The organism is Streptomyces sp. JHA26, from assembly GCF_002005565.1.
In the GTDB taxonomy this organism is placed as follows: domain Bacteria; phylum Actinomycetota; class Actinomycetes; order Streptomycetales; family Streptomycetaceae; genus Streptomyces.
In genome coordinates this window covers 25,470-39,405 of the sequence record NZ_BDJC01000023.1, presented here as the reverse complement: position 1 = coordinate 39,405, position 13,936 = coordinate 25,470, and the positions used below count along the sequence as shown (strand labels likewise).

Here is a 13,936-nt window from a genome sequence, read left to right as displayed (position 1 = left end):
CCGGTGTCACGGGGGCAGCCCCGGAGGGCCCGCGGCGCCCGGCCGTACCTCTGCCGGAGTACCTCCCGGGTCCGTTCGGCCGCGGGAAGGCGCCTACGGCCGCGGCCCGGCGGGGAGGGGGACTCCCAGCACCGGCAGCAGTCTCGACGGGCCCGCCCCGAGCAGCCACGGCGGCAGCAGCGCGAGCGGATCCAGGTAGACGTCTCCCCTCAGCACCCCCCAGTGCAGACACGCCGAGCAGTGGGGCCCCGCCGGCTCCACCGTGCCCAGCGGCTCGCCCGCGGCGACCTCGTCGCCCCCGCGCACCGACGCCCGCACCGGCCCGTACGTCGTCCGCAGCGGCGGCTCGCCCGTCCCCGTCAGTTCCAGCGAGACGACGCCTCTCCCCGCGACCCGCCCCGCGAAGACCACCCTCCCCGCGGCCACCGCCCGCACCGGGGCCCCGGCCGGCGCGGCGAGGTCCACGCCGCGGTGCCCCGGGCCGTACGGCGTCGCCGGGGGCTCCCAGCCCCGCAGGACCGCGGGCCGGGTGCCGACCGGCCAGAACCGGGCGACGGCCGGCACCGCAGGGCCCGGTCCCCGCCGGGGACCCGCCACGGAGACCGCCGCCGGTGTCACCGACGGTGCCGGTCGCTCCGGCCGCGGCGGCCCCAAAGCCATGACGGCCAGCAGCACCGCCACCCACGTACACGCACCCGCACATCGCCTCGCTCGCATGCGGGAACCGTCCCGCACCGGTGCCACCCGCCGTCCGGGTCTGTGGGCCACTCGCCGGTTGTGGACAGCTGCGTCACCCGGCGCCCCTCGGGTCCCGTACACTTCTGATGGCGACCCGGGTGACCGGGTCGACTTCGCACGCCCCGACACGAAGCCCTCCGGGCTCGTGTCAGCGCCCCTCGGTCCCCAGTGGCACGGCGCATCGCGGGCGTCAGGCGCGGGAGCCGTCCGGCTTCCGCGGCACAACCGAGAAACTCGAGGAGATACGGCCATGGCCGTCGTCACGATGCGGGAGCTGCTGGAGAGCGGCGTCCACTTCGGTCACCAGACCCGTCGCTGGAACCCGAAGATGAAGCGCTTCATCTTCACCGAGCGCAACGGCATCTACATCATCGACCTGCTCCAGTCGCTGTCGTACATCGACCGCGCCTACGAGTTCGTCAAGGAGACCGTCGCCCACGGCGGCACGGTCATGTTCGTCGGCACGAAGAAGCAGGCGCAGGAGGCCATCGCCGAGCAGGCCACCCGCGTCGGCATGCCCTACGTCAACCAGCGCTGGCTGGGCGGCATGCTCACCAACTTCTCGACCGTCTACAAGCGCCTGCAGCGCCTGAAGGAGCTCGAGCAGATCGACTTCGAGGACGTGGCCGCCTCCGGCCTCACCAAGAAGGAGCTGCTGGTCCTCTCCCGCGAGAAGGCCAAGCTGGAGAAGACCCTCGGCGGTATCCGCGAGATGCAGAAGGTGCCCAGCGCCGTCTGGATCGTGGACACCAAGAAGGAGCACATCGCGGTCGGCGAGGCCCGGAAGCTCAACATCCCGGTCGTCGCCATCCTCGACACCAACTGCGACCCCGACGAGGTCGACTACAAGATCCCGGGCAACGACGACGCGATCCGCTCCGTCACCCTGCTCACCCGTGTGATCGCCGACGCCGTCGCCGAGGGCCTCATCGCCCGCTCCGGTGCCGCCACCGAGGGCAAGGGCGACAAGGCCGCGGGCGAGCCGCTGGCCGCGTGGGAGCGTGACCTGCTCGAGGGTGAGAAGAAGGCCGACGAGGCCGAGAAGCCCGCCGAGGCCGCTGCCGAAGCCCCCGCCGAGGCCGCCGCCGAGGCCCCTGCCGCGGACGCCGAGCAGGCCTGACCCCTCACCACCTTCGGGTGCCGGACGGCGGGGACCACACCAGTCCCCGCCGTCCGGCCCGTAGATCCTCAGACTTCGAGAGAGATTCCGGAATCATGGCGAACTACACCGCCGCCGACGTCAAGAAGCTTCGTGAGCTCACCGGCGCCGGCATGATGGACTGCAAGAAGGCGCTGGACGAGGCCGAGGGCAACGTCGAGAAGGCCGTCGAGGCGCTCCGCATCAGGGGCCAGAAGGGCGTCGCCAAGCGCGAGGGCCGCTCCGCCGAGAACGGCGCCGTCGTCTCGATCATCTCCGACGACAACACCTCGGGCGTCCTCGTCGAGCTGAAGTGCGAGACGGACTTCGTCGCCAAGGGCGAGAAGTTCCAGACCGTCGCCAAGGCCATCGCCGAGCACGTCGCCAAGGCCTCCCCGGCCGACCTCGAGGCCCTGCTCGCCTCCGAGATCGAGCCCGGCAAGACCGTCCAGGCGTTCGTGGACGAGGCCAACGCCAACCTCGGCGAGAAGATCGTCCTGGACCGCTTCGCGCAGTTCTCCGGCGGCTTCGTGAGCGCGTACATGCACCGCACGATGCCCGACCTGCCCCCGCAGATCGGTGTCCTCGTCGAGCTGGACAAGCCGAACGCCGAGATCGCCAAGGGCGTCGCCCAGCACATCGCCGCCTTCGCGCCGAAGTACCTCTCCAAGGACGACGTCCCGGCCGAGGTCGTCGAGTCCGAGCGCCGCGTCGCCGAGGAGACCACCCGCGCCGAGGGCAAGCCCGAGGCCGCCCTGCCGAAGATCGTCGAGGGTCGCCTCAACGGCTTCTTCAAGGACGCCACGCTGCTGGGCCAGCCCTACGCGCTCGACAACAAGAAGTCCGTCCAGAAGGTGCTGGACGAGGCCGGTGTCACCCTGAAGCGCTTCACGCGCATCAAGGTCGGCATCTGAGTCCGTACCGCGACGGACGCGCGACCCGGGTAGGGTCGACAGCAGTCGTCCGTGCCGTTGCCGTCTGCCGTCGGGCACACGCGCGCGGCGGCGGGCGACAGCAGAACTGACGAGGAGGCCATTGCCGCGCACGGGATGTGAACCATCCACCGGCAATGGCCTTCTTCGTATGTGTGAACCACGTAAAAGAGGCGAGATCTCCATGACCACCAAGGCCGAGAAGAGCGACGACGGCAAAGTACGCGGCCGCTTCATGCTGAAGCTGTCCGGAGAGGCCTTCTCCGGCGGTGGGGGCCTGGGCGTCGACCCCGACGTGGTGCACGCCATCGCCCGCGAGATCGCGGCCGTCGTCCGCGACGGGGCGCAGATCGCCGTCGTCATCGGCGGCGGCAACTTCTTCCGCGGCGCCGAACTGCAGGTGCGCGGCATGGACCGCGCCCGCTCCGACTACATGGGCATGCTCGGCACCGTGATGAACTGCCTGGCCCTCCAGGACTTCCTGGAGAAGGAGGGCGTCGACTGCCGCGTGCAGACCGCCATCACCATGGGCCAGGTCGCCGAGCCCTACATCCCGCTGCGCGCCGTGCGCCACCTGGAGAAGGGCCGCGTGGTCATCTTCGGCGCCGGTATGGGCATGCCGTACTTCTCCACCGACACCACCGCCGCCCAGCGCGCCCTCGAGATCGACGCCGAGGCACTGCTCATGGGCAAGAACGGCGTGGACGGGGTCTACGACTCCGACCCGAAGGCCAACCCGGACGCCGTGAAGTTCGACGCGCTCGGCTACAGCGAGGTCATCACCCGCGACCTGAAGGTCGCCGACGCCACGGCCATCACCCTCTGCCGCGACAACGACCTCCCGATCGTGGTCTTCGAGCTGCTGAAGGAGGGCAATATCGCCCGCGCCGTCAAGGGTGAGAAGATCGGCACGCTGGTGGGCGACCAAGGAAACCGGGACTGACCGGAGAACACCCCCTGTCCACGGACGCCGCCTGTCCGGGGGACGGACGGGACGGGGCCGGGCCGGGGGATGGACAATGTCCCGCCGGTCGGGAACCGTGCAGGAAGAAGACGCGACGCAGCCGGCCGCGGCTCCGACAGGATCCGCAGCCGGGCCTACTCAAGACACGCAGGAGCAAGTGGTGATCGAAGAGACCCTCCTCGAGGCCGAGGAGAAGATGGAGAAGGCCGTCGTGGTCGCCAAGGAGGACTTCGCCGCGATCCGCACCGGCCGTGCGCACCCGGCGATGTTCAACAAGATCGTGGCCGACTACTACGGCGCGCTGACGCCGATCAACCAGCTGGCCTCGTTCTCCGTGCCCGAGCCGCGCATGGCCGTGGTGACGCCGTTCGACAAGAGCGCCCTGCGCAACATCGAGCAGGCGATCCGCGACTCCGACCTGGGCGTGAACCCCAGCAACGACGGCAACATCATCCGGGTGGTGTTCCCCGAGCTCACCGAGGAGCGCCGCCGCGACTACATCAAGGTCGCCAAGGCCAAGGGCGAGGACGCCAAGGTGTCCATCCGCTCCGTGCGCCGCAAGGCCAAGGACACCATCGACAAGATGGTCAAGGACGGCGAGGTCGGCGAGGACGAGGGCCGCCGCGCGGAGAAGGAGCTCGACGACACCACGGCCAAGTACGTCGCCCAGGTGGACGAGCTCCTGAAGCACAAGGAAGCCGAACTGCTCGAGGTCTGATGAACGACTCTTCCTGGGGAGCGCCGCCACAAGCCGGGTACTGGGGGCCGTCCGACCAGGGGCCTGCCCAGGGGACGGCCCCGGCGGGTCCCGCGTACGATGCGTACAACGCGCAGCAGACTCGCCCCATGCCCATCGTGCCCGACGTGCCCGAACACGGCGGAGACCAGGATGACGACCAGGGGGCCGCTCGGCTGAGCGGCCCCCTGTTCCGAGACGAGCCGTTCCGCGACGACACCCCGTCGGCGCAGCCGTATGCGGCGGTGCCGCAGAATCCGGAGCCCATGCCCGACGCCCAGCAGCCGGCGCAGCCGCAGCCGCAGCCGCAGAAGAAGAGCGCGGGGCGCGACCTGGGCGCCGCGATAGGGGTCGGCGTCGGGCTCGGCGCGGTGATCATCGCGTCGCTGTTCGTCGTCAAGGCCGTCTTCGTCGGTGTCATCGCGACAGCCGTCGTGGTGGGCCTGTGGGAGCTGACCACACGGCTCCAGGAGCGCAAGGACATCAAGGCGCCCCTCGTGCCGCTCGCGGTCGGCGGCGCGGCGATGGTCGTCGCCGGGTACGTGCGCGGCGCCGAGGGCGCGTGGGTCGCCATGGCGCTCACGGCGCTGGCGGTCCTCGCGTGGCGGATGACCGGACCGCCGGAGGGCTACCTCAAGGACGTCACGGCGGGCCTGTTCTCGGCCTTCTACGTGCCCTTCCTGGCCACGTTCGTCGCCATGATGCTGGCGGCCGACGACGGCGCCTGGCGCGTGCTGGTCTTCCTGATACTGACGGTCGTCAGCGACACCGGCGCGTACGCGGTCGGCTGGCGCTTCGGCAGGACCAAGCTCGCCCCGCGCATCAGCCCCGGCAAGACCCGCGAGGGCCTGCTCGGAGCGGTGACCTTCGCGATGGCGGCGGGCGCGCTGTGCGTGCAGTTCCTGATCGACGACGGCCAGTGGTGGCAGGGCCTGTTGCTCGGCCTCGCGGTCGCGGCCAGCGCCACGCTGGGCGACCTCGGCGAGTCCATGATCAAGCGGGACCTGGGCATCAAGGACATGGGCACGCTGCTGCCGGGCCACGGCGGCATCATGGACCGCCTGGACTCGCTCCTGCCGACGGCGCCGGTGGTGTGGCTGCTGCTGGTGATCTTCGTCGGGGCGGGTTGACGACGGTCGGGTAGTCTGGAAGGGCCCGCGGCGTACGGCCGCGGGCCCTTCCATCGTCTCCGCCGACGCGGGGACGTCCCATTGAGGTCTCCTGGCTTCGGCATGGCCCTGCCGTTGTCCCCGCCGACGCGGGGTTGCCACAGGCCCGTCGTCATGAGGAGTTGTCCGACAGTGGCCCGTCCCGTCCCCGGTGAGCTGACCTTCGTCGCCCCGCGCGGAGCCAAGAAGCCGCCGCGGCATCTCGCCGATCTCACGCCTGCCGAGCGCAAGGAGGCCGTCGCCGCGATCGGGGAGAAGCCGTTCCGCGCGAAGCAGCTCTCGCAGCACTACTTCGCGCGGTACGCCCACGACCCCGAGCAGTGGACCGACATCCCCGCCGGCTCGCGCGAGGGGCTGCGGGACGCACTGCTGCCCGAGCTGATGACGGTCGTCCGGCACCTGTCGACCGACCAGGGCACCACCCGCAAGACGCTGTGGAAGCTGTTCGACGGGACGCTCGTCGAGTCCGTGCTCATGCGCTACCCGGACCGGGTGACCATGTGCATCAGCTCCCAGGCGGGCTGCGGCATGAACTGCCCCTTCTGCGCCACCGGACAGGCCGGCCTCGACCGGAACCTGTCCACCGCCGAGATCGTGCACCAGATCGTCGACGGCATGCGGGCGCTCAGGGACGGCGAGGTCCCCGGCGGCCCCGCGCGGCTGAGCAACATCGTCTTCATGGGCATGGGCGAGCCCCTCGCCAACTACAACCGGGTCGTCGGGGCCATCCGCCGCCTCACCGACCCCGAACCCGACGGGCTGGGGCTGTCCCAGCGGGGCATCACCGTCTCCACGGTCGGCCTGGTCCCGGCGATCCACCGGTTCGCCGACGAGGGCTTCAAGTGCCGTCTCGCCATCTCCCTGCACGCCCCCGACGACGAGCTGCGCGACACCCTCGTCCCCGTGAACACGCGGTGGAAGGTGCGCGAGGTCCTCGACGCCGGCCTCGAGTACGCGGCGAAGTCCGGACGCCGGCTGTCCATCGAGTACGCGCTGATCCGCGACATCAACGACCAGGCGTGGCGCGGCGACCGGCTCGGCCGGCTGCTCAAGGGCAAGCCGGTGCACGTCAACCTCATCCCGCTCAACCCGACGCCGGGTTCGAAGTGGACCGCCTCGCGGCCCGAGGACGAGAAGGCGTTCGTGGAGGCGATCGCGGCGCACGGTGTGCCGGTGACGATCCGGGACACCCGTGGACAGGAGATCGACGGGGCGTGTGGTCAGCTCGCCGCGAGCGAGCGGTAACCTGACCGGCGGAAGTACGCCAGTACAGTCACATCTTCATATTCCGACAGGGGAGCGCCACAGCGCTGAGAGTGCGGCACCGGCCGCAGACCCTCCGAACCTGGCCCAGGTCATTCTGGGTAGGGAGATCGGTCACCACTCGAGCTGTTGCGCCCTGCCCGGGACCCTCGCCAGGGGTCCCGGGCGGGGCCGCGTCTTCTCCTGGTCACCCAGGAGGAATCCAGTGAGCATCACCAAGAAGGTCAGTGTCCTGGCCGTCGGACTCGGCATGGTCGGCACGCTGGCCGCCTGCGGATCGTCGTCCGACGACGCCGACGGCAGCGGCTCCGGCGGCTCGAGGACCGTGACCCTCGTCAGTCACGACTCGTGGGCCGCCTCCAAGGACGTCATCGCCGCCTTCGAGAAGGAGTCGGGCTACAAGGTCACGGTCCTGGAGGACGGCGACGCGGGCCAGGCCGTCAACAAGGCCATCCTCACCAAGGACAACCCGCAGGGCGACGTCTTCTTCGGCGTCGACAACACCCTGCTGTCCCGCGCGCTCGACAACGGCCTGTTCCAGCCGTACGAGGCGAAGGGCTCCGACCAGGTCGAGCCCGAGTACCGGACCGACCAGGACGAGCACCGGGTCACGCCCGTCGACACCGGCGACATCTGCGTCAACTACGACAAGGCGTACTTCGAGAAGCACGGGCTGACCCCGCCCCGGTCCTTCGACGACCTGGTGAAGCCCGAGTACAAGGACCTGCTCGTCACCGAGAACGCCGGCAGCTCCTCGCCCGGCCTCGGCTTCCTGCTCGGCACCGCCGCGAAGTACGGCGACGACGGGTGGGAGGGCTACTGGAAGAAGCTCAAGGCGAACGGCGTCAAGGTCGTCGACAGCTGGGAGCAGGCCTACGACGAGGAGTTCTCCGGCTCGGCCGGCGGCAAGAAGGCCAAGGGCGACCGTCCCCTCGTCGTCTCCTACGCCTCCTCCCCGCCCGCCGAGGTCGTCTACGCCGACCCGCAGCCGGCCACCGCCCCCACGGGCGTCGCCGACGGCACCTGCTTCCGGCAGGTCGAGTACGCGGGCCTGCTCAGCAACGCGAAGAACCCCGAGGGCGGCAAGGCGCTCCTCGACTTCCTGCTGAGCAAGTCCTTCCAGGAGGACATGCCGCTGAACATGTTCGTCTACCCGGTGCGGAAGGACGCGCGGGTCCCCGAGGTGTTCTCGAAGTCCGGGCCGCAGGCGAAGGACCCGCAGACCCTCGACCCGGCGAAGATCGCCGACAACCGCGACCGGTGGGTCAAGTCGTGGACCTCGCTCGTCCTGAAGTGAGCCGCGAAGAGAAGCAGGCGGCGAAGGCGGTGAAGACGGCGGCGGTGAAGCCGGCGGGGACCGTGCGCGGGAACGCGGCACGGCTCGCCCTCATGGCGGTGCCGGTGGCGTTCTTCGCGGTCTTCTTCGCCTATCCCGTCGCCGCGATCGTCGCGCGCGGTCTGGAGGTCGACGGCGTCTGGCGGTTCGGGCGGATCGGTGACGTGCTGGCCCAGCCCGACGTCCGGCACGTGCTGTGGTTCACCACCTGGCAGGCCCTCGCGTCCACCGCGCTCACCCTGCTGGTCGCCCTGCCCGGCGCGTACGTCCTCGCCCGCCTCGACTTCCCCGGCAGACAGGTGCTGCGGGCCGTGGTGACCGTGCCGTTCGTACTGCCGACGGTCGTGGTGGGCACGGCGTTCCTCGCGCTCGTCGGGCGGGGCGGGCTGCTCGACGAGCTGTGGGGCGTCCGGCTGGACACCACGGTGTGGGCCATCCTGCTCGCGCACGTCTTCTTCAACTACGCCGTCGTCGTGCGCACCGTCGGCGGGCTGTGGGCGCAGCTCGACCCGCGGCAGGAGGAGGCCGCGCGGATGCTCGGCGCCTCGCCCCTGCGGGCCTGGCGACGGGTCACCCTGCCGGCGCTCGCGCCCGCCGTGGCCGCCGCCGCGCTGATGGTCTTCCTGTTCACCTTCACCTCCTTCGGCGTCGTCCAGATCCTCGGCGGGCCCACCTTCTCCACCCTGGAGGTGGAGATCTACCGGCAGACCTCCCAGACCTTCGACCTGTCCGCGGCCGCCGTGCTGACGCTGATCCAGTTCGCCGCGGTCTGCGTCATCCTCGCCGTGCACGCCTGGACGGTACGGCGGCGCGAGACGGCCCTGCGGCTGGTGGACGCCTCCCGCACCGCGCACCGGCCGCGCGGGGCGGGGCAGTGGGCGTTGCTGACGGGCGTGCTCGTCACCGTCGCCGTCCTCGTCGTGCTGCCGCTCGCCGTGCTGGTCCAGCGGTCGTTCGGTGCCGGCGGGCTCGGCTACTACCGGGCCCTGACCCACGAGGACGGCGGCACGTTCCTCGTCCCGCCGATCGAGGCGGTGGGCAACTCCCTGCGGTACGCCGTCGCCGCCACCGCCGTCGCCGTGGTCGTCGGCGGCCTGGCGGCGGCCGCGCTGACCCGGCGCGACGCGGGCCGCCTGGTGCGCGGCTTCGACGCGCTGCTGATGCTGCCGCTCGGCGTGTCCGCCGTGACGGTCGGCTTCGGGTTCCTGATCGCCCTGGACGAGCCCCCGCTGGACCTCAGGTCCTCCTGGATCCTGGTGCCGCTCGCCCAGGCGCTGGTCGGCGTCCCCTTCGTCGTACGGACCATGCTGCCGGTGCTGCGGGCGGTGGACGTACGGCTGCGGGAGGCGGCGGCGGTGCTCGGGGCGTCGCCGTGGCGGGTGTGGCGGGAGGTCGACCTGCCGATGGTGCGGCGGGCGCTGCTGATCGCCGCCGGGTTCGCCTTCGCGGTGTCGCTGGGGGAGTTCGGGGCGACCGTGTTCATCGCGCGGCCCGACAACCCGACGCTGCCGGTCGCCGTGGCCCGGCTGCTGGGGCGGCCCGGGGACATGAACTACGGGCAGGCGATGGCCCTGTCGACGATTCTGATGGTGGTGTGCGCCGTGGCCCTCGTGGTGCTGGAGCGGCTGCGGACCGACCGGAGCGGGGAGTTCTAGCGATGCTGCTGAGTCTGCGGGACGCGACCGTCCGCTTCGGCGGGCGGGCCGTGCTCGACGCCGTCGACCTCGATGTCGCCGAGCACGAGGTCGTCTGCGTGCTGGGGCCGAGCGGCAGCGGCAAGTCGACGCTGCTGCGCGCGGTCGCCGGGCTGCAGCGGCTGGACGCCGGGCGGGTGCTGCTGGACGGGCGCGACCAGTCCGGGGTGCCCGCGCACAAGCGCGAGGTGGGGCTGATGTTCCAGGACCACCAGCTGTTCCCGCAGCGGGACGTGGCCGGCAACATCGCCTTCGGGCCGCGGATGCGCGGCGCGTCGCGGGCCCGGCAGCAGCAGGACGTACGGGAGCTGCTGGAGCTGGTGGGTCTGCCGGGTGCCGCCCGCCGGTCCGTCGCCGCGCTCTCCGGCGGTGAGCAGCAGCGGGTGGCACTGGCCCGCGCCCTCGCGCCCCGGCCCCGGCTGCTGATGCTGGACGAGCCGCTCGGCCAGCTCGACCGGTCGCTGCGGGAGCGGCTGGTGGTGGAACTGCGCGAACTGTTCGGCCTGTTGGGCACCACCGTGCTCGCCGTGACGCACGACCAGTCGGAGGCCTTCGCGCTCGCCGACCGGGTGGTGGTGATGCGGGACGGGCGGATCGCCCAGGAGGGGACGCCGCTTCGGGTGTGGCAGCGGCCGGCGGACGCCTTCGTGGCCCGTTTCCTCGGCTTCGACAACGTGGTGGAGGCGACCGTCGCCGGGCAGGTCGCGGCCACCCCCTGGGGCAAGGTGCCGGTCCCCGAGGACGCCCCCCAGGGCGCGCGGACCGTGCTCGTGCGGCCCGCCGGGGTCAGGATCGTGCCCGCCGGCGCCGGCCTGCGCTGCACGGTCGCCGCCCGCACCTTCCGCGGCACCCACGTCTCCGTGCTCCTGCAGCCCGGGGACGCGCCGCGCCTGGAGGCCGCGTGCGCGCTGCGGGCCGCCCCGGAGGTCGGGGACACGGTCGGGGTGGAGTTCGACGGGGCGGAAACCGTGGTGCTCGGGTGATCGTCCGCTCCTAGGATGCGGCGCATGACGTCATTGGCACACGAGCGCTATTGCGACGAGATAGCCCACCAGGTCGGGCAGTTGAGGGACCTGGTGACCTCCGGCACCGATCTCTCCGCCACCGTCCCGACCTGCCCGGACTGGTCGCTGGAGGACCTGCTCCGGCACACGGGCGGCGCCCTGCGCTGGGTGGAGCTGCTGGTGCGCACCCGGGCCCGGGAGAACGTCCCCGACGAGCAGGTGCCGGGCGCCACGGGGCCCGACGCCCGGGGCGACGCGGCCGCGCTGGACGCCTGGCTGGCGGAGTCGGGCGAGGCGGTCGTCGACGCGCTGCGCGAGGCCGGGCCGGACGCCGAGGTGTGGTCGTGGGGGTGGCGGCACGACGCGGGCTTCTGGGCGCGCCGGATGACGCACGAGATCACCGTCCACCGCGCGGACGCCGTGCTCACCGTCGGCCGGCCCTACCGGGTCGCGCCGGACGTGGCCGCCGACGCGATCGACGAGTGGCTGGAGATCGTGGAGTTCGTACGGCGGACCGGCACGGACCCCGAGGCGAACGAACTGCGCGGGCCCGGCCGGAGCATCCACCTGCACGCCACCGACACCGACCCCGGGCCGAACGCCGGGCGGAGCGGGACGGGGGTCCCCCCGGCCGAAGGGTGGGGGAGGCTGATCGAGCTCGACGAGGACGGCTTCACCTGGCGCCGCGGCCACGGGAAGGCGACGGTCGCCCTGCGGGGGCCCCTGACGGACGTCATGCTCGCCTTCTACCGCAGGCTGCCGCTGGACGCCCCCGGCATCGAGGTGCTCGGCGAGCGGGAGTTGCTGGAGTTCTGGCTGGAGCGGGCCTCGTTCGGCTGACACGCCGGTGGCCCGTCCCCGGCCGGGGACGGGCCACCGTTCGCACGGTTCCTACGGGACGTCAGCTGCTGCTGTTCGCCCCGCGACGGCGCAGGCCGAAGAAGACCGCGCCGCCACCGACGACGACGAGGGCCGCCGCGATGCCGACGATCATGCCGGTGTTGGAGTTGGCACCGGTCTCGGCGAGGTTGGACTCACCGGCCGCCGGGGACGGGGCGTTGCTCGGCACGGCGGCCGGGGCGCTGCTCTCGCTCTGCGAGGCGGCGGGGGCCGACGGCGACGGGGCCGGGGCCGGCGTCTCCGTCTCCTCGGCCGGGGCGGACGAGCTCTGGGACGGGGTCGGGGACGGCGTGTCCTCGGTCGTGCAGGGGGTCGACGGGGTGACGAGGTTCGGCTTGATGTCCTCGTCGACGTAGCCGCCGGCCTTGACGTGGATGCGGTACTCGGCGTTCGGCTTCCAGTCCGCGGCGAAGGTGAGGGTGCTGCCCTCGCGGGAGCCCTTGACCACCTGCTCGTCGATCTTCTGCGCGTCGCCGCCGTTGTTCTCCAGGTACACGGTGACGGTGGCGGGGATGCCGGCGGGGTCCACGTCGGTGACGGTGATGACCCCCTTGCCGCCGTCGCACGTGGCGGCGGCGGAGAACTCACCGATGTTGCAGGCGAAGGCGTTGCCGGCGGCGCCGATCGCGAGGGCCGCCGTGGCCGAGGCGACGCCGAGGGCACGGACGCTACGGCGGGACGCCGTGCGGCTGAGTATGGACAGGACTGCCACGTTTTTCCTTTACGGGAATCGCGGATGCGGGGGGTGGAGAGGGTGCCGGTGCCATCGCCGATGTCTGCTCGGACGCCACCGGCACACCCACGAGCCTCACTGGTCTATAAGCGGTGTATAAGCAATGTCAACGCATATGCCTGTCAAGGGTGTTGGCTTTACTCTCTCATTAACCGCCGAGACGTTTCAGCGCGTCGGGGACCTCCTCGATCCGGTCCACCAGGGTGATCCGGGACTCCATGGACCGCCCCTCGGCCAGTGACGTCAGCAGCGGCCAGACCGGCAGCGTCCGCGTCCAGTGCGCCCGGTCCACGAGCACCATGGGGGTGGGCTCGCCCCGCGACTCGTAGTAGTTCGGCGTCGCGTTGTCGAAGACCTCCTGCACGGTGCCGGCGGCGCCCGGCAGGAACACCACGCCCGCGGTCGAGCGCGCCAGCAGGCCGTCCTCGCGGGTGGCGTTGGCGAAGTACTTGGCGATGTGCGCCGCGAAGGCGTTCGGCGGCTCGTGGCCGTAGAACCAGGTCGGGATGCCGACCGAGGCACCGCCCCCGGGCCAGCGCTCACGCACCTCGAGGGCGGAGCGCGCCCAGTCGGTGACCGACGGCGTGAACGAGGCGACCTTCGCGAGGAGCGACAGGGCGTCGTCCAGCATGCCGTCGTGGAACGGGGCCGCGTACGCGCCGAGGTTCGCGGCCTCCATGGCGCCCGGTCCGCCACCGGTGGCCACCGTGAACCCGGCGCGGGTCAGCTCGCGCCCCAGACGCGCGGCGCCCGCGTAGGCGCCGGTGCCGCGGGCCATGGCGTGGCCGCCCATGACGCCCACCACCCGCGCGCCGACGAGGAGTTCGTCGAGCGCGTCCGAGACAGCGTCGTCGTGGACGGCGCGCAGCATGGAGGCGAACACGTCCCCGTCCGCCTTGGTGTGCTGGAACCAGTCGTAGGCCAGCGCGTCCGGTGTCGCCCCGTAGCCGTCGGCGAGGGAGGCGTACAACTCGTCGGGGGAGTAGACGTGTCCGCGGTACGGGTCGAAGGGCAGGCCCGGTATCGGCGGGAAGACCAGGGCCCCGGCGGCGCGCACCCGGGCCGCCGCCTCGGGGGCCATCGGGCAGCCGAGGAAGACGGCGCCCGTGGGGTCCGTGGAGAGCAGGGCGTCCGTACGGTCCGTCAGGTCGACGGCCTGGACGCGGTGGTGGGCGAGGGTGCCGCGCGCGGAGACGACCTCGTCGAACTCGGCGAGGGTCTCTATCTCCCGGTCGTGCGAGGCGTGGTGGGACTGCGCCTGGGACGGGGACGGCTGCTGGGGCTGGGCGGGTGTCGGATCCACCCGCCCATGCTAGGTCCGCGTCCGGG

General features: G+C 71.8%; 13 protein-coding genes and 1 riboswitch. Of the genes, 10 read left to right on the top strand and 3 right to left on the bottom strand.

Annotated features, from left to right (window positions below):
- Window positions 1-93 precede the first annotated feature (93 nt).
- The gene (locus tag JHAT_RS16170; protein WP_077798940.1) at window positions 94-717 is read right to left on the bottom strand and encodes a murein hydrolase activator EnvC; all 624 of its coding nucleotides are present in this window, start codon (window positions 715-717) and stop codon (window positions 94-96) included.
- Between the two features lie 271 nt (window positions 718-988).
- On the opposite strand from JHAT_RS16170, the gene rpsB reads away from it, so the two are divergent.
- The 10 genes from rpsB (at window position 989) to JHAT_RS16120 (ending at window position 11,814) form a co-directional block, all read left to right on the top strand.
- Window positions 989-1,858 carry a 30S ribosomal protein S2 gene (gene rpsB / locus JHAT_RS16165; RefSeq protein WP_077798881.1) on the top strand — a complete coding sequence of 290 codons (870 nt, stop codon included), beginning with the start codon at window positions 989-991 and terminating at the stop codon, window positions 1,856-1,858.
- 95 nt (window positions 1,859-1,953) lie between these two features.
- Complete coding sequence (tsf, locus tag JHAT_RS16160; protein ID WP_077798880.1) at window positions 1,954-2,790, top strand: translation elongation factor Ts; 837 nt, start codon at window positions 1,954-1,956, stop codon at window positions 2,788-2,790.
- Between the two features lie 202 nt (window positions 2,791-2,992).
- A complete protein-coding gene (gene pyrH / locus JHAT_RS16155) occupies window positions 2,993-3,751 on the top strand; it encodes a UMP kinase (RefSeq protein ID WP_077798879.1) in 759 nt (252 codons plus the stop codon).
- A 181-nt stretch (window positions 3,752-3,932) separates the two neighbouring features.
- A complete protein-coding gene (gene frr, locus JHAT_RS16150) occupies window positions 3,933-4,490 on the top strand; it encodes a ribosome recycling factor (RefSeq protein ID WP_077798939.1) in 558 nt (185 codons plus the stop codon).
- Window positions 4,490-5,638: a phosphatidate cytidylyltransferase gene (locus JHAT_RS16145; RefSeq protein ID WP_077798878.1), complete on the top strand. Its 1,149-nt coding sequence runs from the start codon at window positions 4,490-4,492 to the stop codon at window positions 5,636-5,638. Before frr ends, JHAT_RS16145 begins: the two co-directional genes overlap by 1 nt.
- A gap of 171 nt (window positions 5,639-5,809) precedes the next feature.
- Window positions 5,810-6,922 carry a 23S rRNA (adenine(2503)-C(2))-methyltransferase RlmN gene (gene rlmN, locus JHAT_RS16140; protein WP_253195508.1) on the top strand — a complete coding sequence of 371 codons (1,113 nt, stop codon included), beginning with the start codon at window positions 5,810-5,812 and terminating at the stop codon, window positions 6,920-6,922.
- Between the two features lie 38 nt (window positions 6,923-6,960).
- Window positions 6,961-7,066: riboswitch (TPP riboswitch) on the top strand.
- 79 nt (window positions 7,067-7,145) lie between these two features.
- Window positions 7,146-8,237, top strand: coding sequence for a thiamine ABC transporter substrate binding subunit (locus tag JHAT_RS16135; RefSeq protein ID WP_077798876.1), 1,092 nt, complete (start codon window positions 7,146-7,148; stop codon window positions 8,235-8,237).
- 92 nt (window positions 8,238-8,329) lie between these two features.
- The gene (locus JHAT_RS16130; RefSeq protein WP_077798938.1) at window positions 8,330-9,931 is read left to right on the top strand and encodes an iron ABC transporter permease; all 1,602 of its coding nucleotides are present in this window, start codon (window positions 8,330-8,332) and stop codon (window positions 9,929-9,931) included.
- 2 nt (window positions 9,932-9,933) lie between these two features.
- On the top strand, window positions 9,934-10,953 hold the full coding sequence (locus JHAT_RS16125) for an ABC transporter ATP-binding protein (RefSeq protein ID WP_077798875.1): 1,020 nt from the start codon (window positions 9,934-9,936) through the stop codon (window positions 10,951-10,953).
- A gap of 24 nt (window positions 10,954-10,977) precedes the next feature.
- A complete protein-coding gene (locus tag JHAT_RS16120) occupies window positions 10,978-11,814 on the top strand; it encodes a maleylpyruvate isomerase family mycothiol-dependent enzyme (RefSeq protein WP_077798937.1) in 837 nt (278 codons plus the stop codon).
- A 61-nt stretch (window positions 11,815-11,875) separates the two neighbouring features.
- Here the strand turns inward: JHAT_RS16120 and JHAT_RS16115 are convergent, their stop codons facing one another.
- Together JHAT_RS16115 and JHAT_RS16110 are read right to left on the bottom strand one after the other, a co-directional pair.
- A complete protein-coding gene (locus JHAT_RS16115; RefSeq protein WP_077798874.1) occupies window positions 11,876-12,586 on the bottom strand; it encodes an LAETG motif-containing sortase-dependent surface protein in 711 nt (236 codons plus the stop codon).
- Between the two features lie 169 nt (window positions 12,587-12,755).
- On the bottom strand, window positions 12,756-13,910 hold the full coding sequence (locus JHAT_RS16110; protein ID WP_077798873.1) for an LOG family protein: 1,155 nt from the start codon (window positions 13,908-13,910) through the stop codon (window positions 12,756-12,758).
- Window positions 13,911-13,936: the final 26 nt, after the last annotated feature.